The organism is Aeromonas sp. 602396, assembly GCF_049173735.1.
GTDB classification, from domain to species: domain Bacteria; phylum Pseudomonadota; class Gammaproteobacteria; order Enterobacterales; family Aeromonadaceae; genus Aeromonas; species Aeromonas veronii_A.
Genome location: NZ_JAAKSD010000001.1, coordinates 576,009 through 598,491, shown reverse-complemented (window position 1 = coordinate 598,491; position 22,483 = coordinate 576,009). Strand labels below are relative to the sequence as shown.

The window sequence follows — 22,483 nt, the reverse complement described above, 5'->3', positions numbered from 1 at the left end:
TATGTGATTGATAGCGCTTTCATTTCCATGCAACACCGATTTGCAGGGAGGAGTGACCAACCTGATCCATTGACTCGGCGGACGAGGTGAAGTGGGGTAAGATGGCGACATTGTTTCTCTCCTCCGCCTTCGCTGGCGAGGAACCGTGCGCAGGAACCGCCTTGAACTATCGCAACGAATCCGGCCAAAACAGGCAACAGCAGGTCTTTACCGTCACCCGCCTCAACAGCGCCGTGCGCATGATCCTGGAGCAAGATCTGGGGCTGGTGTGGCTGACCGGCGAGCTCTCCAACCTGGCGATGCCAAGCTCCGGCCACTGGTATTTCTCGCTTAAGGACATATCGGCGCAGGTGCGCTGCGCCATGTTCAAGGGCAACAACCGGCGGGTGGCCTTTCGCCCGCAGGATGGCATGCAGGTACTGGTGCAGGCGCGAGTTTCCCTCTATGAGCCGCGCGGCGACTACCAGCTGATCATCGAGTCGATGCAACCTGCAGGCGATGGCGTGCTGGCGCTGCGTTTTGAAGAGCTCAAGCGCCGCCTCGGCGCCGAGGGGCTGTTTGACGAGAGCCGCAAGCGGCCGCTGCCCCGCGAACCGCGCGCGGTAGGCCTCATTACCTCAGCCACAGGTGCGGCTTTGCACGATATGCTGACGGTGCTTAAACGGCGTGCGCCGGATCTACCGGTCTTTATCTACCCGACTCAGGTACAGGGGAGCGCCGCCATCAGCCAGATCGTCGCGGCGATCGCCAAAGCGAACCAGCGCGCCGAGGTGGATGTGCTGATCGTCGGGCGCGGCGGCGGGTCGCTCGAAGATCTCTGGTGCTTTAACGAAGAGGCGGTGGCGCGTGCCATTGCCCACTCCGCCATACCAGTGGTGAGCGCGGTGGGCCACGAGGTGGATGTCACCATCAGCGACTTTGCCGCCGACTTGCGCGCCCCTACCCCATCGGCCGCCGCCGAGCTGGTGGCGCCGGATCAGAGCGCCCGAGCCCAGCGTCTCGTTCACCTCAAGCAGCGACTGCTGCAGGCGATGAGCCGCCAGCAGACCGCCGCCCGCCACGATTTCATCCTGCTGCAAAAGCGGCTCGACCATCAGGATCCGAAGCGGCGGCTGGAGCAACAATCCCAGCGACTCGACGAGCTCTCCACCCGTTTGCAGCAACTGCTGCGCCAGCGGCTGCATCAGGGTGAGCGGCGCCTCACCAACCTTGAACTGCGCCTGCAGGGCAAGAGTCCGGAGCGCCTCTTGGCAGCTGGCAAACGCCGCCATCAGCTGGCCGAGGAGCGGCTTCATGCCCTGATTGCAAAACGGCAAGACCTTGCTAGTCACCGCCTCGCCATGCTCAGCGCCCGCCTCGACGGGGTGAGCCCGCTCGCCACCCTGGGGCGCGGCTACTCCATCACCCGCACCGCGCGTGGTGAGGTCATTAGCCGCGCCGATCAGGTCAACAATGGCGATCAGCTCATCACCACTCTGGCGCAAGGGAGCCTGCAGGTACGGGTCGAGAAAGTTATCAACGACTCAGCGCAGTAGAGCGGCTACATCAAGCCACCAGCCAATCTGCCATTCAGCCCGGCAATCAGCCAAAAACAAAGGCCACCACCGCAAACACAGTGGTGGCCTTTTTCATCTCGGGTGCTGGCGCCCGCTCAGCCCTTGGCGCGGCGGGCGACCAGGGTGAACTTGTAATCATCGCTCTTGAAGAAGTTGCGACTGAACTCGAACACTGTGCCATCTTGCAGGAAGCCGCGGGAGACCTTCTCGATAATGGGCTTGGCGGGATCGATACCGAGCGCCTCCACCACCTGCGCCGAGGGGAGCACCGGAATGATCTCCTGCTCGCTGCGGTCAATCACCAGCTGCTTCACCTCTTCGATGTAGTGGTACTTGGAGCCCTGCATCACCGCATAGCTGAGGTCGGGGAAGAGGGCGAGCGGCATCCAGGTCTCCTCCAGCGTTACCGCGATCTGACGAATAAAGCGCACCCGCTTGACGTAGTAGACAAGCGCCCCTTCCAGCAGATTGAGCCGCTCGGCCAGCTCGCTGCTCGCCTTGATCACCTCGAAGGCGAGAATGTCGCTGTGGGTCTCGGCCGCCGGATCGGTCACCTTCTCATAGAGGCTGGTGAGCTGATAGATGTCGTAGTTCACCTTCTCCTGCCGCACATAGCTGCCGCTGCCCTGAATGCTCTCGATGACGTTGAGTTCGGTCAGCTGCTTGAGGGCCTGGCGCACCGTCACCCGGCTCACACCGAACTGCTCGCGCAACTCGGCTTCCGTGGGCAGGGCATCGCCGGGGGCCAGCTCCCCTTGCGCAATCCACTGCTGGATGGTGTCGGCTATCTGGCGATACATAGGTTTTTTCGACACGAAAGGCCACCTCGTCGGCTCTGCGCCATGATAAATGGAAGAGGCGCCATTCTACCCCAGTTGCCCGGCAGACAAAACGGCTCGGCCTCATTTGACCTAACAAATCACCTCGAACAAACAATACAAAAACAATACAAATAACGAATTGTATGATACCACTCACAAAAATCAGTCGACCGGTTTGTTAGCATCGCTGTCACTTTCACCATGACGGCTTGCTGGCAAGCCAACCTGACAGAGGATCATCATGAATCTGACCAGTCTTACCGGCCCCCATCTCATCACGTTGCAAACCCGGTTTGCCGATCGGGATGCGGCCATTCATGCCCTGGCTGATCGGCTCGATCAGGCCGGCAAGCTGCACGACAAGGCCGCCTTTCTGGCGGCGGTCATGGCCCGCGAGGCGCAGGGCCCCACCGCCCTTGGCGAAGGGCTGGCGGTGCCACACGGCAAGTGTGATGCGGTGCGTGAAGCAGCCTTTGCCGTCGCTACCCTGAGCGAGGAGCTGGGCTGGGAGGGGATCGACGGCCCCGAGCCGGTCAACCTGATCTTCATGCTGGCGATCCCAACCGATCAGGCGGGCTCCACCCACATGCAACTGCTCACCACCCTCACCACCGCCCTGGTGGATGACGATACCCGCGAGGCGGTGCTGGCGGCTCAAAGTGCCGAGCAACTGATGGCGCTGCTCGATGGTGAGGGGGATAGTAGCAAGCAACCAGCAAAAGAATACAACCTAGATACAAATCAACCCACTGTGGTCTGTGTCACCGCCTGCCCGGCGGGGATCGCCCACACCTATATGGCTGCCGAGTATCTGGAAAAAGCGGGGCGCAAGCTGGACATTCGGGTACTGGTCGAAAAGCAGGGTGCCAACGGCATCGAGGATCGCCTGCCGCAAGAGGCGCTCGATGCTGCGGTGGCCTGTATCTTCGCCGCCGAGGTGGCCATCAAGGAGCAGGAGCGTTTTATTGGCATCCCCCGGATCGAGACGCCGGTGGCCGAGCCCATCCGCCATGCCGAGCGGATCCTGAATGATGCGCTGGAAGCGGCCAAGGCCGGTCGCACCGCCCCGACGCCCAACACCAGCCAGAGCGACGCGCAGACCGGCAAGAAGGTGAGCCTCAAGACCGAGCTCAAGCAGGCGCTGCTGAGCGGTATCTCCTTTGCCGTGCCGCTGATCGTGGCGGGCGGTACCGTGCTCGCCGTCTCTGTGCTGCTGGCCCAGATCTTCGGCCTGCAACATCTGTTTGATACCGAGAACTCCTGGCTCTGGATGTACCGCAAGCTGGGCGGTGGCATGCTGGGCACCCTGATGGTGCCGGTGCTGGCGGCCTATACCGCCTACTCGCTGGCAGACAAACCGGCGCTGGGCCCGGGCTTTGCGGCGGGACTGGCCGCCAACATGATTGGCTCCGGTTTTCTCGGCGGCGTGGTCGGTGGTCTTATCGCCGGTTACCTGATGCGCTGGGTCAAGCAGCATGTGCGCCTTAGCCCCAACTTCAACGGCTTTCTCACCTTTTACCTCTATCCGGTGATCGGCACTCTGGTGGCGGGCAGCCTGATGCTGTTTGTCATCGGCCAGCCGGTAGCCTGGCTCAACAACAGCCTCACCGAGTGGCTCAACGGCCTCTCCGGCACCAATGCGCTGGTGCTGGGTGCCCTGCTCGGCTTTATGTGTTCGTTTGACCTGGGTGGCCCGGTCAACAAGGCGGCCTACGCCTTCTGCCTCGGCGCCATGGCCAACGGGGTCTACGGCCCTTACGCCATCTTCGGCGCGGTCAAGATGGTCTCGGCCTTTACCGTCACCTTCTCCACCCTGCTGGCGCCACGCCTGTTCCAGACCTTCGAGATCGAGACCGGCAAATCGACCTGGCTGCTGGGGCTGGCGGGGATCACAGAGGGCGCCATTCCGATGGCCATCGAAGATCCGATCCGGGTGATCGGCTCCTTCCTCGCAGGCTCTGTCGTTACCGGCGCCATGGTGGGTGCCATGGGGATTGGTCTCTCCACCCCGGGGGCCGGCATCTTCTCCCTGTTCCTGCTCCACGATGGCGGCCACGGTGCCCTGATGGCTGCCGCCCTCTGGCTCGGTGCGGCGCTGGTGGGCACCCTTATCTCCACTGTGGTGCTGATCGGCTGGCGCCGTCACGCCATGCAGCGCGGCACCTATCAGGTGGTTGCCGCTGAGTAAGGCTCATCTTCACAACCGATTTTTCAACAGACTATTTTTCCGCACGGCAGGCAAGGGCCGCCGTGCGTCAGCAAAGGATCATTGTCATGACAGTTTCACGAGTTCACATCACGCCGCACATGCACTGGGATCGGGAGTGGTACTTCACCACTGAGGAGTCCCGCATCCTGCTGGTCAACAACATGGCGGAGATCCTGGCGCGTCTTGAATCCGACCCCGACTACAAGTTCTATGTGCTCGACGGCCAGACCGCGGTGCTGGAGGATTACTTCGCCATCCAGCCCGAGAACAAGGCCCGGGTGAAGGCGCTGGTGGAAGCGGGCAAACTCATCATCGGCCCCTGGTACACCCAGACCGACACCATGCAGGTGAGCGGCGAGTCCATCCTGCGCAACCTGCTCTACGGGATGCGCGACTGCCTCAGCCTTGGCGAGCCGATGAAGATCGGTTACCTGCCCGACTCGTTCGGCATGTCCTCCCAACTGCCCCACATCTTCAATGGCTTCGGGATCGATCGGGCCATGTTCTGGCGCGGCTGCTCAGAGCGCCACGGTACCGACAAGACCGAGTTCCTCTGGCAGAGCAACGATGGCAGCGAGGTGACCGCCCAGGTACTGCCGCTCGGCTACGCCATCGGCAAGTACCTGCCGGAAGATGAGGCGGGCCTGCGCAAGCGGCTCGAATCCTACTTCGAGGTGCTGGAGAAGGCCTCGGTGACCCAGGATATCCTGCTGCCCAACGGCCACGACCAGATGCCGCTGCAGCAGAATATCTTCGCCATCATCGACAAGCTGCGGGAGATCTACCCCCAGCGTGAATTCCACATGAGCCGCTTCGAGCAGGTCTTCGAGCGCATCGAGGCGTGCCGCGACCAGCTGGCCACCCTCAAGGGGGAGTTCAACGACGGCAAATACATGCGGGTACACCGCACCATCTCCTCCACCCGGATGGACATCAAGCTGGCTCATGCCGCCATCGAGAACAAGATCGTCAACATCCTCGAGCCGCTGGCGAGCATCGCCTGGGAGCTCGGCTTTGAGTACCACCACGGACTTCTGGAGAAGATGTGGAAGGAGATCATGAAGAACCACGCCCACGACAGCATCGGCTGCTGCTGCAGCGACAAGGTGCATCAGGAGGTGATGACCCGCTTCATTCTGGCCGATGACATGGCCGAGAACCTGATCCGTTTCTACATGCGCAAGATTGTCGACAACATGCCGGTGGCGCTCTGTGAAGACGGCGTACAGGTGGCCGACAAGCTCTGCCTGTTCAACCTGATGCCCTTCCCCCGTCAGGAGGTGATCAACACCAGCATCCGCATTCGCGCCCAATCCTTTGCCCTGCGCGATGAGGCGGGCCAGCCGGTCCCCTACTTCATCCGCGCCAGACGCGAGATTGACCCGGGACTGGTGGACAGACAGATCGTGCACTACGGCAACTACGACCCCTTTATGGAGTACGACATCCAGCTCTGCCATCCGCTGCCGGCCATGGGCTACTGCACTCTCCATATCGAGGGCAATCAGCCGGGACTGGAGCAGCCGGTGACGGCCAGCGGCGAGCTGCTGGAGAACGATTTTTATCGCATCGCCCTCAATGACAACGGCACCCTGCAGATCCTGGATAAACTGCGCGGCACCACCTTCGATCAGGTGCTCACGCTGGAAGAGGGCTCCGATGATGGTGACGAGTATGACTACTCGCCATCGCGGGACGAGTGGCTGCGCTACTCCACCGAGTTTGCGGTGACTCGCGAGGTCACCCATCAGGCGTGGCAGAGCATCGCCACTCTCAAACTGCGTATGGCCTTGCCTGCCAACCTCGCCGAGCGTGCCAACCGCCAGTGCAGCGGCCACCTCGATGTAACCTGCCGCATCACGCTTGCACATCAGAGTCCACGGATCGACATCGAGCTGGAGCTCGACAATCAGGCCGATGATCACCGGGTGCGGGTGCTGATCCCCACCCCCTTCCCGAGCGACACCGTGGTCTCCGACAACCAGTTTGGCTGCATCACCCGCCCCACTCGCGACAGCGCCATGGCGAACTGGGAAGCGGAGGGGTGGAAAGAGGCCCCCATTCCGGTCTGGCAGCTGATGAACTTCGTCGCCCTGCAAGATGGCAAACAGGGGCTGGCGGTACTGAGCGATGGTCTGCGCGAGTTTGAAGTGATCGGTGAGCAGTGCGACACCCTGGCACTCACCCTGCTGCGCGGGGTCGGCGTACTCGGTAAAGAGGAGCTGCTGCTGCGCCCGGGTCGCCCCTCCGGCATCAAGCTGCCCACCCCGGACTCCCAGGTACGCGGCAAGCTCAGTTGCCGTTTCAGCCTGCTGGCGTTTGCCGGTGATCACATCAGCGCCAACGTGATGCAGGCGGCGCGCCGCTACCTCACCCCGGTTCGCTGCTACAACAAGATCCCGTTCGATGCCATGAAGCTCAACAAGGCGAGCTTCACCACCCCGCTCCACTTCAGTCTGCTCTCCATGGATCCCTCCGGTCCGGTGCTGAGTGCCCTGAAGAAAGCCGAGGATGAAGAGGCGCTGGTGATCCGGGTCTACAACCCGAGCGAACAGGCGGTGCAGGAGGGTGGCAAAGTGACCAGCCAGCACACCCTGAGCGACTGGCAAGCGGTGCGGATGGACGAGCAGCCCCTGCCCCTTGAGCTGGCTGCTGGCGAGTTTGGCGAGCTGGCGCCCTGCCACTCCCGCAGCGTGCGCTTTCGGGTGGCTCGCGACTAACCGCCGGTAACACCCACAGGTAGCAACAGGCGGGGAAGAGTCATCCCCTCCCCGCCTGCTTATCCCTTCAAGCTGGCCTGCCACGCTTGATAACGGCATAAAAAAATCCCCGCCAATTGGCGGGGATTTTTATTGGGCCCTGCTTCATCCCGCGAGCGGGAGCGCGCACTTAGCTGGCCTTGCGCAGGATCTGCTCAAGGTAGTCGGCGAAGCGGTGACCGTGATGCTCCAGCAGTTTCGGGAACATGGAGATGGAGGTCATGCCCGGGAAGGTGTTGATTTCATTCAGCAGGATCTCCCCCTCCTCGGTCAGGAAGAAGTCGATGCGCGAGAGATGGGTCAGTTTCAGCTGACGGAACGCCTTGAGGGCATACTCGTGGATCGCATCGGCCTGCGCCTCGGTCAGCCCCTCGGCACGCAGTGCCGTCTCGGTATGGCTGGCGCTGCTGTACTTCTCTTCATAGGTGTAGAACTTGTCCTGCGGCACGCAGATCTCGCCCGGATAAGTCGCCACCAGCTCGTCACCGTACTGGTAAACCGCTACTTCCAGCTCGCGCGGCTTGACCGCTTTCTCGATCAGTACCTGTTCGGAGTAACCGAAGGCATCGGCAATACCTTTTACCAGATCCGCTTCGTTGCTAGCGGAGTAGCAGCCAACGGAAGAGCCCTGGGAAGCGGCCTTGATAAAGACCTTGCCCCACTTGGCCAGCGCGGCTTTGGCCTCGGCGAGCGCCGCCTCATTTTGCTCGGTCAGGAACAGGTACGGGGTGTTGGGAATACCGATAGCGGAGAGCCACAGCTTGGTGCTGATCTTGTTGAAGCAGATCTTGCTCGCCTCGGCATCGCAACCGAGATAAGGCAATCCGGCCAGCTCGAGGAAGGATTGCAGATCGCCGGTCTCACCCGGGTAGCCGTGGATGCAGGGCACCACGTAATCCACCGGACGGGCCACGCTGTCAAACGAAAGCAGCTTGTCGAGCCCCAGCTTGCACTCGCGGCCATCGGCACTGAGCCAGCGATCGGCGAACATCTCGACGCGGGTCACTTCGACACCGGGCAGAAGGCCCAGTTGTTGCTCGAGGAAATTGGCGCTGCGCAGAGAAACCTCGTGCTCTGAGCCACCGCCGCCGCACAGCAGCAAGACATGCATGTTCTTCATTAGATGTGATCCCTTGGGAAAAGCGGCCTCGTCATGACCATTTGATAAGCCAACCACCATAAAAACCGGACGAAGCCAGATACGAACATAAGTGCGCGCCAGTGTAGCAAGGGAGATCAACCCTTGTCAGCTGATGGGAGACCCATGACCCCACTTCTTGCAGTGAAAAGTCTCCCCTGTGTCAAAATCGGGACACATTGCCCCTCAGCGCGGGGGATCGACCCTTCCCATGCCGTTGCCATTGACCCGAAACCAGCCGGCAATACTGTAGCGCTCGCGATTGGCAGGCAGTACCTCGTGGGGAAACTCCTCGGAGAGAAACATGACCAGCCGCCCCCCCTTGGGGCTGACATCCATCAGAAACTGCTCCTTGTCGTCATACATGCGCAGCACTCCACCCGCTTCGGGCAGCCAGTCGTTGTTGAGGTAAAACACGGTGGTAAGACGGCGGTTGGAGCGACCGGCAAAGGCATCCCGATGGGTGGCGTAAAAATCCCCGCTGCGATAGCGGGCGAAGTGGGCCTCGTAGTCGAACAATCCCAGCATCAGCATCCGGTTGGCGGCAAGACGCAGGGACTCCATCCGGGCGAGGTAGTCAGCCACCGGCGCACCGAGGGAGGGCTCCAGCCAGTGGATCTGGTCACGGCGAATGTCGGGATTGCCCTGGTGCAGGGCGTCACGGCCGATCCCGGCCGGTTGCCATTCGCTTGGCAAACAGGCTTTGAGGGCATCCACCTCGGTGGCGGTCAAAAAATCATCCACTATCACCCATCCCCGGGTGTAAATGGCATCCATGGCAGCTTGATAGTCCAAGATTGGCTCACAATGAGTAGAAAGAGGGCGCTTTGTAGCGACTTACCGGCAAAGTCACAAACCGGTTTGCTTCTCTTGAGAAGTCCCAACATCAATACGCGAGTTGCTGCCCGCCTCCCCGCATTTTTCTCGCCAGTTGTGATCCCGCCCTGCCAAAAAGCGTATTGGCTGTCGAAACTGTGATGGCCCTTGCAATCGGGACGAGGAGGCGCCGCGGCCTCCTTGCGGTGCCAAGAGCCAGCCGATACCGTATCCGCATCGCCATGTTGCTGTTCATCCGGCGCTTGTCTCTGTCACCGACCGAACCACTCACGGCACAACCCGCGCATCACCCACGAAAGGATCTTTTCATGCCTCTGCCCGATCTCACTTTGCAACGACTGGATGGTACCCCCTACCCGCTGACTCAACTGGCAGGCAAGGTAGTGCTGGTGGTCAATGTGGCCAGTCGCTGCGGCTTTACTCCCCAATACGAGGGGCTGGAAACACTCTATCGGGAGCTCGGCCCCAAGGGGCTGGTGATTTTGGGCTTCCCCTGCAACCAGTTCGGCAATCAGGAGCCGGGGGATGCGGACGAGATCGCCCGCTTCTGCTCCCTCGACTATCCGGTCACCTTCCCCATCATGGCCAAGTGCGATGTCAACGGTGAACAGGCCCACCCCCTCTATCAATGGCTCAAGAAAGAGCAACCGGGGCTGCTGGGGCTCGAAAACGTCAAGTGGAACTTCACCAAGTTCCTGATCGACCGTGATGGCAAGGTGGTTGACCGCTTTGCTCCCACCACCAAGCCGGAGAGTCTGGTCACCCCCATCCGCGACCTACTCTGATTGCTTTTCGCGATACAAAAGAGCGGCCGGTACAACAGCTACTGCGCAGCGGCCGCTCTTTTGCTATATTACGCCCCCGTTATCATTTCCATATCGTGGCTGGCCCCAATACGCTGGCTGCCCGTTGAGCCAAAGGCTCATCTCAGGAGTTTCTCTCGAACATGTCATTCAACGAACTGGGTCTGTCCCCGCACATCCTGCGGGCCGTCAAGGAGCTGGGTTACGAACAGCCAACCCCCATCCAGCAGCAAGCCATTCCGGCTATTCTGGCTGGTCAGGATGTGCTCGGCGGTGCCCAGACAGGCACAGGCAAAACGGCCGGTTTCACCCTGCCGATGTTGCAGCGTCTGCTGGCCAACCATGGCCGCGGCCGACGTCAGGTGCGCGCCCTGGTGCTCACCCCGACCCGCGAACTGGCGGCACAGGTGGGCGAGAGCATCATAAAGTATGCCCACCACCTGCCGTTCAAGACTCTGATCGCCTATGGCGGTGTCAGCATCAAGCCCAATCTGGACGCCATCAAGCTGGGGGTGGACATTCTGGTCGCCACCCCGGGCCGTCTGCTGGATCTGCTGACCCAGGGCGCCCTGACCCTGAGCCAACTGGAAGTGTTGGTACTGGATGAAGCGGATCGCATGCTCGACATGGGCTTTATCGTCGACATCCGCCGCATCATGAAGGCGCTGCCTGCAGAGCGGCAAACCCTGCTCTTCTCTGCCACCTTCTCAAACGACATCAAGGCGCTGGCCGATGACCTGCTGAACGACCCCACCCTGATCGAGGTGGACCCCAGCAATACTGCCGCGGAGCAGGTGACCCAACGCATCATTCAGGTGGATCGGGAACGCCGCCGCGAGCTGCTCTCCCACATGATTGGCCGTGGCAACTGGCAGCGGGTGCTGGTGTTTGTTCGCACCAAGCAGATCGCCGACCGCCTCGCCCAGCAGATGCAAAAAGATGGCCTCAATACCGTGGCGATCCACGGTGACAAGAGCCAGGGAGCCCGCAACCGGGCGCTGGCCGATTTTCGCAGTGGCGACGTTCGGGTATTGGTGGCAACCGATATCGCCGCCCGCGGTCTGGATATCGATCAACTGCCCTACGTGATCAACTTCGAACTGCCCCAGATGGCGGAGGATTACATCCACCGTATCGGCCGTACCGGCCGCGCCGGTCGTGGCGGCGAGGCAATCTCGCTGGTCAGCCAGGACGAGCTGGGTCAGCTCAAGGCGATCGAAGCCTTGATCGGCCAATCCCTGACCGTGGAGATCCTGGAAGGGTATGAGCCAAGCGGCAAGCCGAGTCGCCAGACTCTGCCGGGCAGCAAGCCGGTGCAGAACCCGCCCCGGGCTCGCGGCCATGCCAACGCCAAGAGCAATGCCAAAGGCAAACCTGCCGCAGGCAAGGGCAAAGCCAAGGATGATGCCTCCAAGAAGCCCGCCCAGTCTCCTCAAAACAAGTCCCGCAAGCGGGAAGTGGTGGGCGAGGATATCGGCTTTGCGCCAATGCGCCGCTTGCCCAAAGCAATGCGCGACAGCTATCAGGAGAGCAGCGACGAGTAAGCTCGCACGACGCTAACTGCCAAGCCAAAAGAGGGAGCCTGCAAGGCTCCCTCTTTCGTTGTGGATCACACGGAGCCGTGCAAATGCTCCACTCGGGCTCAGACCAGCGAATGGCGCACCGCGGCGGTACCATGGCTGGGCGGCGCTGAACCATCGAGCGGATTGAGCTGCAGGAACTCGAACAAGCCAGCCTGCATATTGACGTTCCAGAAGCGTCCGGCAAGGGTGAGTTGCAGTCGCTCATGGCTTATCTCGGCCAAGCCATGCTGCTGCCAGGCCGAGAAGAGCGACATCAGATGAGCACGCAAGGAGACCGGCAGACGATCCAGCGCCAGCACGCCACTGTCGAGGGCACCGCGCAGCAGACCGTCCATCCTTGCATTGGGATTGCGCCCCATCACCATCCCGGGCGCCCGCTTGCCGCTGGCCAGCGCGTCGTGCCAGGGGGCCAGATCCCGTCCATACATCAAGCCGTGGCCAAGAATGCTGCCCCCCGCACCGGCGCCAAAGGGGAGGATCTCCGCACCGCGCTTGGCCATCTGGTTATAACGACTCTGCTCGGCCGGACTGCGCCGCCAGTGACTGCAAGAGAGACGCTCCCAGCCGTGGGCTTCCAGTTGCGCCCCGCCATAGGCATACATGGCCGCCCGCTGCTGGCCATCGGCGAGCCAATCCAGGGTGCCCTTCTCCTGCGCCCGCTCCAGATTGGTGCCCTGCATGGCGATGAGCTGATAGAGATCGACCCCGTGTACACCGCTCGCCATCACATCGCGGATATCCTGCTGCCACACGGCATCATCCTGACCGGGCAGACCAAAGATGAGATCCGCCACGATCACAGCCGCATCATCCCGGGTCAGCTCACCCAGACGGGTCAGCAGCGTCTCCCTGTCATCGAAACGGGCCGCCTGCTGACGCACCCGGGTATCAAAGCTCTGCACCCCGAATGAGAAGCGGTTGAAGCCCCCGGCCAGCGCCACCTGCCATTTCTCATCATCAAAGCCGTTGAGCCGCCCCTCCAGCGTCACCTCGGCATCGGCCGACAACGGAAAACGGCGGATCACGGCGGCCAGCATGGCCAGCTCGTCGGCGCTCATGTCGGTCGGCGTACCGCCCCCCACATAGACGGCTGAAAATGGCAGGCTCTGCGCCAGCGGGGTGTCAGCCGCCTGCGCAAGGGAGGCGCACAGAGCGTTGACATAGCGGTTGATCCGCGCCGGGTTGGCGCCATTTTCAAAGAAATTGCAGAAGCTGCAGCGCTTGCGGCAAAACGGAATATGGATGTAGAGGGCGCGCTCCTCAGCTTCACTCTCTCGCTGCCACCAGCTCTGCCAGCCAGCCTCATCCAGCGGGAAGGGGCGCATCCCTCCCCGACTGGCGTGGGCCGAGGTCTTGGCGCTAAAGGCAAACTTGAGGGGATCCGGCGAGGAGATACCGGTCATGGAAGGGGTCAGATTCATGGTGGTCACTATTTAGCAAATAATGACAATGATAACGATTATCGTTACTGGCATTTTGTTCTGGATCAACCCGCAGAGCCGTGCAGCTCGTCGAAGTCATTTTGGCAACCAGCATTACCGATCCGCTTAACAGATTATTTACTAAAGAGCGGTTATGGTGTGCCGATAGAGAACCATCATTCTTGCTCTCCTCGCCTACGCTCAGATGAAGCTGGAACAGATAAAACACAACAACGCATGGAACGCCCCGACTATGCATAACCTCTCCCTGAACTGGAAAATCTTTCTCCCTCTTGCGCTGGTCATCAGCACCACCTTTGGCCTCAGCTTCGAGCTCTCTGCCTGGCTGCAACGGGATCTCGCCATCCGGCTGGCAGAGGAGAAGGTTGAGAGCATGGCCAACACCTATATGGATCAGGTCAACGTGCTGATGATGACAGGTGGCATGGCCAACCGGCAGATAGTGCAGACCAAACTCAAGAGTGAAGCGGGCATTGTCGAGGCTCGTCTGGTTCGAGCCCCGGCCGTCAGCAACCTGTTTGGCCTGGGTTTCCCGGACCAGGAAGCCCAGGACAGCTTCGACGAACGCGCCATCAATCAGGGGGAAACCATCCTGCAGCAACAGGGTAACCAGCTCACCCTGATCAAGCCGTTCAAAGCCTACAAGGAGTATCGCGGTACCCAGTGCACCACCTGCCATCAAGTACCTGAAGGCACTGTCATGGGAGCGGTGCGGATCAGTTACGATCTCAGCCATACCTTCGGCGAGATCCGCCACAACAACCTGATCCTGAGCGGCAGTCTGGCCCTTGTCTTCAGCCTCGGTTTCGGCCTGCTGTGGTGGGTATTGCAACGCTATGTAAAACACCCGCTGCGGCAACTGCAACGTACCATGCTCCAGATGGCCAAAGAGCGTAACCTCGCTATCCCCCTGCTAAACCAGAGTCAGGATGAGCTGGGCCAGATGACCCGTGCCGTCAATGAGATGGTGCAGGGCTTCAGGCACAGCCTGCAGGAAGTAGAAGGGGCGACCCATCAGCTCTATCAGGAGTCGAGCCAGATCCGTCAGGTGGCGACCCAGACAGAAAACTCGGCCCGTCAGCAAGAGTCGATGACCACTCAGGTTGCCGCCGCTGTAAGCGAGCTTGCGGCAAGCTCCCACGAAGTGCGCGAACATGCCCGCAAGAGCGCCGAGCTCTCCGCCCTAACCAATCAGGATGCCGCCAATACCAGCCGCCTCGCCCAGCACTCCATCATAGATATGGGCGAGATGTCGGCAGAAATTGATCGGGTGGATCAGGTGATCCAGCAACTCGATAGCCGCTGCCTCGCCGTTGACGGTGTGCTTGAGGTGATCAAGGGGATTGCCGATCAGACCAACCTGCTGGCCCTCAACGCCGCCATTGAAGCGGCCAGGGCCGGCGAGCAAGGCCGTGGCTTTGCGGTGGTAGCCGATGAAGTGCGGGCCCTCTCCAACCGTAGCCGTGCCGCCAGCGAGGAGATCTCCCAGATGATCGCCGCCCTGCAAAACGAGGCCCAAAGCGCCGTTGTGGTGATCGGGGATGCAAAAAGCAAAGCCGGTGAGAGCATCAGCAAGACAGAGGCGACCCTGGCGGCCATGCAAAACATCATTGGACGCATCGCCAGCATCAATGACCTCAACGCCCAGATGGCACAATCAGCAGAAGAGCAGGACAGGGTCTGCAGCGAAGTGGATCACGCGGTCAGCGACATTCGCAATACGTCAAATGACACTCTGGGTCAGGCCCATGCCGCCAACCTCGCCAGTATCCAGCTGGTCGAGCAGTGTCAAAAACTGGAGGCCTTGCTGAAAACCTACCGCTGGTAATCCAGCCAATGGCAACAAGCGCGCTCCCGAGTCGCGCTTGTTGCCGCAAACTACCCTTGATGGGCGGTGTCGAGCATTCATCAATCCTCTTCAGCACATAGCATGTGTGCTTCATCTCCCTTGGCAACATAGCCTCAACAGTCATCCCACCAGGGATCCAGCAAGGTGAGCTGCTGGCGGTCGAGATCGAGCGCTACCTCGATGCCCAGCGTCAGCATGGGGTGGGTATGGGCGCAGTCAAACTCCGCCAGAATGGAGAAGCTCGGCTCCCCCACCACCTCCAGCAGGATATCGAGGGGGCGCTTGCCGCTACCCTGATCGTTGAACAGCTCGTGCTTGCCGAGGATAAGCGCGCCGATCCGATCAAACACCCCGCATAGCTTGAGGTGGGCAAAGGAGCGCTCCAGCGTCTCGGCAGATTTCAGGCTGTCCTCGAGCAGCAAAATGTCGCCGCACTCGATGGCTGGCATATAGGGAGAGCCCCAGATCCCCGCCATGGTGTTGAGGTTGCCGCCCATCAGTCGCCCCACTACCCGGCCAGAACCCACCGAGATCAGCCGATTGGGCTGGCACTGCTTGGCCCGGGTCTGGTTCTCCCAATCCAGCCGTTCATCGCTCCACTGCGCTGGCGTAGGCAGCGTGCAGGGGACACCAACTTCGTCGGCCAATGCAATCTGTAAAAAACTGGCCAGCGTCTCATCCACCAGCGGCGGCAACTCGCCAAAGGAGGCCACCAGCGCCGGGCCATAAAAGGTAACCAGGCCAGTTTGGGCATGGATGCCGAGCAGCAGTGCCGTCACATCGGAGTAGCCAACGATGATCTTGGGATCGCGCCTCAGCGCATCAAAATCGAGGTAATGGAGCAGAGAGTTGGAGTTGCTGCCGCCAATCACCGACATGATGCAGCGTACTTCGGGGTCGCGAATAAGGGCGTTGAGCTCTTCGGCCCGTGCGGCGATGGAGCCGGATCGCCAGTGATCCTGCTGGCCGGTGAGGCTGCCCGCCTTGAGCCTAAAGCCCTGCCCTTCAAGAAAGGCTCTGGCGCGGGCAAAACGGTTGGGAGCCCAGGCGGTCGCCGCGCTGGAGGGGGAGAAAAAAGCGATGGTATCGCCACGTCGGAGCAGCGGGGGAACCAATAACGTCATGACACACTCATCCTTGCCAATATCCAGCCATCACAGAGTCGTTGAGACTCCTACACAACCCCTTTGATCACAACGGGTTTATCACCATCGTTTAGAAATACAAAACACTTGATTCATTATTAACAGATATTCTAAACACTATCCCCTTCCTAGAATGACCTCATTGCGATGGCCAACCCCGGTTGGTTGTCAGAATGGTCGGCCTGACAGCCCGAACGTTCTCTTTCCCACTTTTTCTCTCTGACTTATCAATGAGGTGCCTGTCATGAACAAAAACGCATCCCCCAGCGCATTGGTTGTAGAAGGCGGCGCCATGCGCGGCATATTTGCCAGCGGCGTACTGGATGCGTTTATCGAGCATGACTATCGCCCCTTTGACTTCGCCATCGGCGTCTCGGCGGGGGCCACCAACTTGCTGGCTTATCTCGCCAGCCAGCATGGCCGCAGCCACGAGATCCTGACCAAACTGGCGTGCAGCCAGCAGTTTATGGATCCCCTGCGCTTTGCCAAGGGGGGCAATCTGGTGGATATCCACTGGCTGTGGAACACCAGCTGCCGCAAGTATCCCCTCGACATTCACGCCTACCGGGAGACCGGCATCCCCTTCTATGCGGTGGTGACCAATACCCTGACCGGCAAGGCGGAGTACATCCGGGTCAAGCCGGAAAACATGAACGAGGTGCTGCCCGCCAGCTGCGCCATTCCCCTCGCCTCCCATGAATACCCGGAAGTGCACGGGGTACCGATGACAGATGGCGGGGTGGCCGACTCCATCCCGGTGATCGAGGCCTACCGCCGCGGTGCCCGTCACCTGACTGTGATCCTCTCCGAGCCCCTTGGCTATCGGCTCAAGCCGATGCCTTTCCCCTGGATGATCCGCACTCTGCTCAAGACCCGCCCCGCGCTGGCACAGGCGCTGGAGCAGCGGGATCGCAGCTACAACGAGGCGCTCGATTTTATCGCCAATCCGCCGGAGGACTGCCAGATCGAGGTGATCGCCCCGGCCGACTACTTCCCCGTCTCCCGTTTCACCCGCGATATCAACAAGCTGGAGATGGGATACGTGATGGGCAAGTGCGCAGGCTATCAGGCCGCCCTGCTCAATTGATAAGGGTTTTACAGGCATGACCCGACCTGCCGCGACGCACGCGCCGCCAACACAATAACAATCGGGTCAGTTGAGCAACATGAGTCATAAAAACAGACCGTGGCGAGGCAAGCGCGGCCAGAACCGATGCCAGACATCCTGACCGGCCCGCTCCTCATCCCTATGCCAGGGCATCTCACCCTCATACAAGGTGTTTATTTATGTCGTTTCTTCTCACCCATCCCGCGCTGGCGCAGCTGTTCGAGCGGCTGCTGCCCGATTACCGGATCATGGCGCCCGCGGCCGAATATCGGGGTGGCCGCTTCTCCGACACCAACAACGTCACCTACCACAGCATCCGCCATCCGGCCGATCTGGTGTGGCAGGAGAAGTCCCACTTCTCCCCGAAAGAGGTGGTGCTCCCCATCACCCAGACCCTGTTCCACTTCGACAATCTGGAGCTGCGCGAATCCAAGGTGGAGGCCAAGCCCACCCTGCTGTTCTTGCGCAGCTGTGATATCCACGCCCTGCGCAGGCTGGATCAGGTCTACCTGAAAAATGGCCAGAACAGTGACGTCTACTACGCCCGGCTGCGCAGCAAGCTCAAGCTGGTGCTGCTGGAGTGCCGCGAGAGCTTCGAGAACTGCTTCTGCGTCTCCATGGGCAGCAACGAGACCCAAGACTACGCCGCCGCCATTCGTCTGAGCGATGAGGGTGCCCGCATCGAGGTGAAGGATCCCGAGCTGCTCGGCTACTTTGCCGAACTGGGTGAATCCGATGACTTCACCCCGGAATTTGTCCAGAGCAACCCGGTCAAGGTACACACCCCGGACAGCGTCTGTGACGACCCCCAGCGGATCCGCCAGATCCTCACCACCCATCCGGTCTGGGCCGAGTACGACAGCCGCTGCATCGGTTGCGGCCGCTGCACCACCTCCTGCCCGACCTGCAGCTGCTACAGCGTGCATGACCTCACCTATGCGGAGAACCCCCAGCAGGGCGAGCGCCGTCGCCAGTGGGCCAGCTGCATGGTGGATGGCTTCAGCGACATGGCCGGTGGCCACGGTTTTCGCGCAAAGCATGGCGAGCGCCTGCGTTATCGCGCCCTGCACAAGGTCAACGACTACAAGGCCCGTCAGGGGGAGGAGCACATGTGCGTCGGCTGCGGCCGCTGCGACGATCGCTGCCCTCACTACATCTCCTTTAGCAACATCATCAACAAGATGACCGATGTGGTCGAACAGACCATCGCAGCCGACAACGCGCAGGGGGCGAACTGATATGTGCCAGTGCCAGCAAACCGCAACAGCAGAACCGCAGCAGGACGTGGTCGAAAACCGCCTGCTGCCCAAGGCCTACACCATTCTGGCCATCGAGCGCCACACTGAGCTGGAGTGGAACTTTCGGGTCTCCCGCGACTTTGATGTCCACTACGGCCAGTTTGTCGAAATCTCCCTGCCCACCGTGGGCGAAGCGCCCATCTCGGTCTCCGACTATGGCGATGGCTATGTGGATCTGCTGATCCGCAAAGTCGGCAAGGTCACCGATGCGCTGTTTGCCCTCGATGTGGGCGACAAGGTGTGGATGCGCGGCGTCCATGGCAACGGCTACCCGCTGGAGGCCTATCGCAACCAGCACCTCATCGTGGTGGCGGGCGGCACCGGCGTCGCCCCGGTCAAGGGGCTGCTGCGTCGCTTCAGCAAACACCCGGAAGAGGTGAAATCCCTCGACATGATCCTCGGCTTCAAGAACGAGCAGGCGGTGCTCTATCGCCACGAGATGCCGCTCTGGGCCGAGCGCCAGAATCTCATCGTCACCCTGGATGAGGGTGAGGAGAGCGAGCAGTTTCGCATCGGCCGGGTCACCGACTACATCGACCAGCTGGATATCTCGGATAGCGAGGATATCCAAGCCATCGTGGTCGGCCCTCCCATCATGATCCGTTTCGTGGTGCTCGCCCTGCTTGAGCGCGGCATCCCCAAGGATCGCATCTGGGTCGACTACGAACGCCGCATGGCCTGCGCCGTGGGCAAGTGTGGCCACTGCCGGATGGGCGACACCTATATCTGCGTGGATGGACCAGTCTTTCGTTTTGACCAGGCCCAGCATCTGATCGACTGAGGGAGAATACCATGAGTCTCGATATCGACATCATCAAGGCCCGCGCCAAGAACGAATACCGCCTCTCCAAGGTGCGCGGCGAAGCGATGATCAGCGTACGCATTCCCGGCGGGATCATGCCCGCCCACCTGCTGGCAGTGGCCCAGCAGATCGCCGAACAGTACGGCAACGGCCTGATCCACCTCACCACCCGCCAGAAGCTGGCGATGCCCGGCATCAAGTATCAGGACATGGACAAGGTCAACGCCGCCCTCGAGCCCTTTATCAAGGAGATCGAGGTGGAGACCTGCGGCATCGAGGTTGAGGACACCACAGCCGGTTACCAGAGCATCGGCGGGCGCAACATCGTCGCCTGTCAGGGCAACACCATCTGCCAGAAGGGCAATATCGACTGCACCGGGCTGGCTCAGCGGATGGAGAAGCACCTCTACCCCAACCCCTATCACCTCAAGATGGTGATCGCCGGCTGCCCCAACGACTGCGCCAAGGCCAACATGGCCGACTTCGGCATCCTCGGCATCGCCAAGATCCACTTCAATGCCGAACGCTGCATCGGCTGCGGCGCCTGCGTCAAGGCGTGCAGCCACCACGCGGTGGATTGCCTCGCCATCAAGCATGGCAAGGCGGTCAAAGAGGAGAGCAAGTGCATCGGCTGTGGCGAGTGTGTGCTGGCCTGCCCGACCCTGGCCTGGCAGCGGGATCCCAAGCAGCTCTACATGGTCAAGCTGGGGGGACGCACCAGCAAGAAGACCCCTCGTACCGGCAAGCTGTTCCTCAACTGGGTGACCGAAGAGGTGCTGCACGCGGTGATCAAGAACCTGTTCGAGTTCGAGGCCGAGATGCTGGATGGCAAGCCCATCTACCTGCACATGGGTCACCTTATCGACCGGGCCGGTTATCACAAGTTCAAGGAGCGGGTGCTGCGCGGCGTCACCCTCAACCCGGAAGCCATGGTCGCTGACCGCATCTTCTGGGCCGAAGACCAGTACGTCGCCAACATGCACGTCAAAGCAGTGCAATAGGAAAAAACCTCGTTTGGGGAAGCGTGATCAAGTGGCCGACACCGGTGGGGATCTGTCGTTGGCCCGGGCGTAGATCACCCTTCCCCTTTTTTATTCCCGTCGGGGGATCTTTCACCCGACCATCCGGGGTGCGTCACGGCGCGCCCTGCTATCTCGCCCGGCGCGGCATTGCGAGCGGGCCAGCATCCGGAGCCTGTTATGGACTTTCTCCCTCTCTTCTGTCAGCTGCAAAACAAGCCGGTCCTGATCGTCGGCGGCGGTGAGGTGGCGGTGCGCAAGGCGCGTCTGCTGCTCGATGCCAAGGCGAAGATCACCATCAATGCCCCGCATCTGGAACCCCAGCTGATGAGCTGGGCCGAGCAGGGTCGCCTGACCGTCTGCGCCGCCAGCTTTCATCCCGAACTGCTCGATGGCAAGTGGTTGGTGATCGCCGCCACCAACCAGCAAGAGGTCAACCAGCAGGTCTTCAACGAAGCGAACCTGCGCCAGATCTTCTGCAATGTGGTGGACTCCCCGGCCCACTGCAGCGCCATCATGCCCGCGATCATCGACCGCTCGCCGCTGATGGTGGCCATCTCCAGCGCAGGTGCGGCGCCGGTTCTAAGCCGCCAGCTGCGGGAAAAACTTGAAGCCATGCTGCCGCAACACCTCGGCCAGCTCGCTGCGCTGGCGGGCAAGCTGCGCGAGCGGGTCAAACTCATTCCGGACAAGCTGGCCCGCCGCCGCTTCTGGGAGCGACTCTTTAGCCATGAGCGACTGGCATGCCAGCTGGCCCGCGGCCAGCAGCAAGCTGCCGAGCAGAGCGTCGCAGAGCTATTGAATGAGCCACTGCAGAGCAAGGGAAGCGTAACCCTGGTGGGCGCCGGCCCTGGCGATGCGGGACTGCTTACCCTAAGCGGTCTGCAGCAGTTGCAGCAGGCGGATGTAGTGGTCTATGACCGGCTGGTGTCGCAGGAGGTGCTGGCACTTGTGCGCCGGGATGCCGAGCGGATCTTTGTTGGCAAGGAGGCGGGCCGCCACTGTGTGCCCCAGCAGGCGATCAACCAGCTATTGCTGGAGCAGGCCCGCCTCGGCAAACAGGTGGTGCGGCTCAAGGGGGGCGATCCCTTTATCTTTGGCCGGGGTGGCGAGGAGCTGGAAACCCTGGCCGAGGCGGGCATCCCCTTCTCGGTAGTACCGGGCATTACGGCTGCGTCGGGCTGCGCCGCCTACAGCGGCATTCCCCTCACCCACCGCGATCATGCCCAGCGGGTGCAGTTCATCACCGGCCACGACAAGGAGGGCAATATCGCCCAGGAGTGGTCGGCGCTGGCGGCCCGCCGCCAGACTCTGGTCTTCTACATGGGGCTGGCCCACGCCGCCCGCATTCAGGATGAGCTGCAAACCCACGGCATGCCCGGTCATACCCCGGTGGCGCTGGTGGAGCAAGGCACCCAGCTCAGTCAGCGGGTGGTGCGCGGCGAGCTGCAGCAGTTGGCCGAACTGGCCCGTCAGGTGAAGAGCCCGAGCCTCATCATCATCGGCTCGGTGGTCACTCTGGCCGACCAGCTCGACTGGTATGGCAACGACAGAAATTGATCAATAAACGAGAAGGGCCGACAACCGGGTTGTCGGCCCTTGGGCAGCCAGCAGTTATCCACTTTATCCGTGACCCTGCCTGCGACGGCAGTTGTCGGCAACCCTTGCGTGGCGCATCACACCAGCACGGCAGTACCACTGATGCTGACCATCAGCATGCTGCCGTTTTGCCCCACCACTTCGTAGTCGATATCGATACCGACCACCGCATTGGCGCCAAGGGCGGCAGCGCGCTCTTTCAGCTCATCGAAGGCGATGTCGCGGGCACGGGCCAGCTCTTTTTCATAGGCGCCGGAGCGGCCGCCGATGATGTCGCGGATCCCGGCAAAGAGATCCTTGAAAATGTTGGCGCCGAGAATGGCTTCGCCAACCACGATGCCGCGGTATTCACGAATGGTTTTGCCTTCCAGCGTGGGGGTCGTCGAGAGGATCATCTTGAACTCCTGTGAGTAGCAGAAGGCCCCAGACTACCCCAACTGACAGCAAATCCCAACCGGGTGGTGGCCTGTACGACGCCGTCATTAAAAATCACGACGGTCAGATAAAAAACACCG

Annotated in this window: 17 protein-coding genes; 11 read left to right on the top strand and 6 right to left on the bottom strand. The window is 61.1% G+C overall.

Annotated elements, in window-relative coordinates; genetic code table 11:
* The first annotated feature begins 161 nt into the window (after positions 1-161).
* Positions 162-1,535, top strand: coding sequence for an exodeoxyribonuclease VII large subunit (gene xseA / locus G5229_RS02630; RefSeq protein ID WP_421208516.1), 1,374 nt, complete (start codon positions 162-164; stop codon positions 1,533-1,535).
* 116 nt (positions 1,536-1,651) lie between these two features.
* On the opposite strand, the gene G5229_RS02625 is transcribed toward xseA, so the two are convergent.
* Positions 1,652-2,371, bottom strand: coding sequence for a GntR family transcriptional regulator (locus G5229_RS02625; protein WP_005337027.1), 720 nt, complete (start codon positions 2,369-2,371; stop codon positions 1,652-1,654).
* A 247-nt stretch (positions 2,372-2,618) separates the two neighbouring features.
* On the opposite strand from G5229_RS02625, the gene mngA reads away from it, so the two are divergent.
* Entirely contained in the window at positions 2,619-4,565 is a 1,947-nt protein-coding gene (gene mngA / locus G5229_RS02620) for a PTS 2-O-a-mannosyl-D-glycerate transporter subunit IIABC (RefSeq protein ID WP_421208322.1), read from the top strand.
* A gap of 86 nt (positions 4,566-4,651) precedes the next feature.
* Positions 4,652-7,306, top strand: coding sequence for a mannosylglycerate hydrolase (gene mngB / locus G5229_RS02615; protein ID WP_421208320.1), 2,655 nt, complete (start codon positions 4,652-4,654; stop codon positions 7,304-7,306).
* 169 nt (positions 7,307-7,475) lie between these two features.
* Here mngB and G5229_RS02610 read toward each other — a convergent pair whose 3' ends face one another.
* A complete protein-coding gene (locus G5229_RS02610) occupies positions 7,476-8,465 on the bottom strand; it encodes a D-alanine--D-alanine ligase (RefSeq protein ID WP_040066371.1) in 990 nt (329 codons plus the stop codon).
* 204 nt (positions 8,466-8,669) lie between these two features.
* Positions 8,670-9,278 (bottom strand): 2OG-Fe(II) oxygenase, encoded by a 609-nt coding sequence (locus G5229_RS02605; RefSeq protein WP_040066372.1) that lies wholly within the window; start codon positions 9,276-9,278, stop codon positions 8,670-8,672.
* A gap of 350 nt (positions 9,279-9,628) precedes the next feature.
* Between G5229_RS02605 and G5229_RS02600 the strand changes: the two genes are divergently transcribed.
* Positions 9,629-10,105: a glutathione peroxidase gene (locus tag G5229_RS02600; protein WP_421208318.1), complete on the top strand. Its 477-nt coding sequence runs from the start codon at positions 9,629-9,631 to the stop codon at positions 10,103-10,105.
* 161 nt (positions 10,106-10,266) lie between these two features.
* Positions 10,267-11,667: a DEAD/DEAH box helicase gene (locus G5229_RS02595; protein WP_266133891.1), complete on the top strand. Its 1,401-nt coding sequence runs from the start codon at positions 10,267-10,269 to the stop codon at positions 11,665-11,667.
* A gap of 98 nt (positions 11,668-11,765) precedes the next feature.
* On the opposite strand, the gene hutW is transcribed toward G5229_RS02595, so the two are convergent.
* Complete coding sequence (gene hutW / locus G5229_RS02590; protein ID WP_421208316.1) at positions 11,766-13,127, bottom strand: heme anaerobic degradation radical SAM methyltransferase ChuW/HutW; 1,362 nt, start codon at positions 13,125-13,127, stop codon at positions 11,766-11,768.
* A gap of 253 nt (positions 13,128-13,380) precedes the next feature.
* On the opposite strand from hutW, the gene G5229_RS02585 reads away from it, so the two are divergent.
* On the top strand, positions 13,381-14,976 hold the full coding sequence (locus tag G5229_RS02585; RefSeq protein ID WP_421208315.1) for a methyl-accepting chemotaxis protein: 1,596 nt from the start codon (positions 13,381-13,383) through the stop codon (positions 14,974-14,976).
* A 134-nt stretch (positions 14,977-15,110) separates the two neighbouring features.
* On the opposite strand, the gene G5229_RS02580 is transcribed toward G5229_RS02585, so the two are convergent.
* The gene (locus G5229_RS02580) at positions 15,111-16,121 is read right to left on the bottom strand and encodes a S66 family peptidase (protein ID WP_421208314.1); all 1,011 of its coding nucleotides are present in this window, start codon (positions 16,119-16,121) and stop codon (positions 15,111-15,113) included.
* A 265-nt stretch (positions 16,122-16,386) separates the two neighbouring features.
* Here G5229_RS02580 and G5229_RS02575 point away from each other — a divergent pair, with 265 nt between their 5' ends.
* From G5229_RS02575 to cysG, 5 genes are all read left to right on the top strand, one after another.
* The gene (locus G5229_RS02575; RefSeq protein ID WP_005333746.1) at positions 16,387-17,229 is read left to right on the top strand and encodes a patatin-like phospholipase family protein; all 843 of its coding nucleotides are present in this window, start codon (positions 16,387-16,389) and stop codon (positions 17,227-17,229) included.
* 200 nt (positions 17,230-17,429) lie between these two features.
* On the top strand, positions 17,430-18,488 hold the full coding sequence (gene asrA, locus G5229_RS02570; protein ID WP_421208313.1) for an anaerobic sulfite reductase subunit AsrA: 1,059 nt from the start codon (positions 17,430-17,432) through the stop codon (positions 18,486-18,488).
* A 1-nt stretch (position 18,489) separates the two neighbouring features.
* Positions 18,490-19,329: an anaerobic sulfite reductase subunit AsrB gene (gene asrB, locus G5229_RS02565; protein ID WP_227340730.1), complete on the top strand. Its 840-nt coding sequence runs from the start codon at positions 18,490-18,492 to the stop codon at positions 19,327-19,329.
* 11 nt (positions 19,330-19,340) lie between these two features.
* Complete coding sequence (gene asrC, locus G5229_RS02560) at positions 19,341-20,351, top strand: sulfite reductase subunit C (protein ID WP_411240387.1); 1,011 nt, start codon at positions 19,341-19,343, stop codon at positions 20,349-20,351.
* 198 nt (positions 20,352-20,549) lie between these two features.
* Positions 20,550-21,929: a siroheme synthase CysG gene (gene cysG, locus G5229_RS02555; protein WP_227340732.1), complete on the top strand. Its 1,380-nt coding sequence runs from the start codon at positions 20,550-20,552 to the stop codon at positions 21,927-21,929.
* Positions 21,930-22,045: 116 nt separating this feature from the next.
* Here the strand turns inward: cysG and G5229_RS02550 are convergent, their stop codons facing one another.
* Positions 22,046-22,363 (bottom strand): heavy metal-binding domain-containing protein, encoded by a 318-nt coding sequence (locus G5229_RS02550; protein ID WP_216953896.1) that lies wholly within the window; start codon positions 22,361-22,363, stop codon positions 22,046-22,048.
* Between the last annotated feature and the right edge of the window lie 120 nt (positions 22,364-22,483).

Bases quoted from the DNA above. Each gene is read 5' to 3' on its own strand.
- G5229_RS02610 (WP_040066371.1), bottom strand. From the start codon at position 8,465: ATGAAGAACATGCATGTCTTGCTGCTGTGCGGCGGCGGTGGCTCAGAG.
- G5229_RS02580 (WP_421208314.1), bottom strand. From the start codon at position 16,121: ATGACGTTATTGGTTCCCCCGCTGCTCCGACGTGGCGATACCATCGCT.
- asrC (WP_411240387.1), top strand. From the start codon at position 19,341: ATGAGTCTCGATATCGACATCATCAAGGCCCGCGCCAAGAACGAATAC.
- G5229_RS02550 (WP_216953896.1), bottom strand. From the start codon at position 22,363: ATGATCCTCTCGACGACCCCCACGCTGGAAGGCAAAACCATTCGTGAA.
- asrB (WP_227340730.1), top strand. From the start codon at position 18,490: ATGTGCCAGTGCCAGCAAACCGCAACAGCAGAACCGCAGCAGGACGTG.
- mngB (WP_421208320.1), top strand. From the start codon at position 4,652: ATGACAGTTTCACGAGTTCACATCACGCCGCACATGCACTGGGATCGG.
- cysG (WP_227340732.1), top strand. From the start codon at position 20,550: ATGGACTTTCTCCCTCTCTTCTGTCAGCTGCAAAACAAGCCGGTCCTG.
- mngA (WP_421208322.1), top strand. From the start codon at position 2,619: ATGAATCTGACCAGTCTTACCGGCCCCCATCTCATCACGTTGCAAACC.
- G5229_RS02575 (WP_005333746.1), top strand. From the start codon at position 16,387: ATGAACAAAAACGCATCCCCCAGCGCATTGGTTGTAGAAGGCGGCGCC.
- G5229_RS02600 (WP_421208318.1), top strand. From the start codon at position 9,629: ATGCCTCTGCCCGATCTCACTTTGCAACGACTGGATGGTACCCCCTAC.
- asrA (WP_421208313.1), top strand. From the start codon at position 17,430: ATGTCGTTTCTTCTCACCCATCCCGCGCTGGCGCAGCTGTTCGAGCGG.
- G5229_RS02585 (WP_421208315.1), top strand. From the start codon at position 13,381: ATGCATAACCTCTCCCTGAACTGGAAAATCTTTCTCCCTCTTGCGCTG.
- G5229_RS02595 (WP_266133891.1), top strand. From the start codon at position 10,267: ATGTCATTCAACGAACTGGGTCTGTCCCCGCACATCCTGCGGGCCGTC.
- hutW (WP_421208316.1), bottom strand. From the start codon at position 13,127: ATGAATCTGACCCCTTCCATGACCGGTATCTCCTCGCCGGATCCCCTC.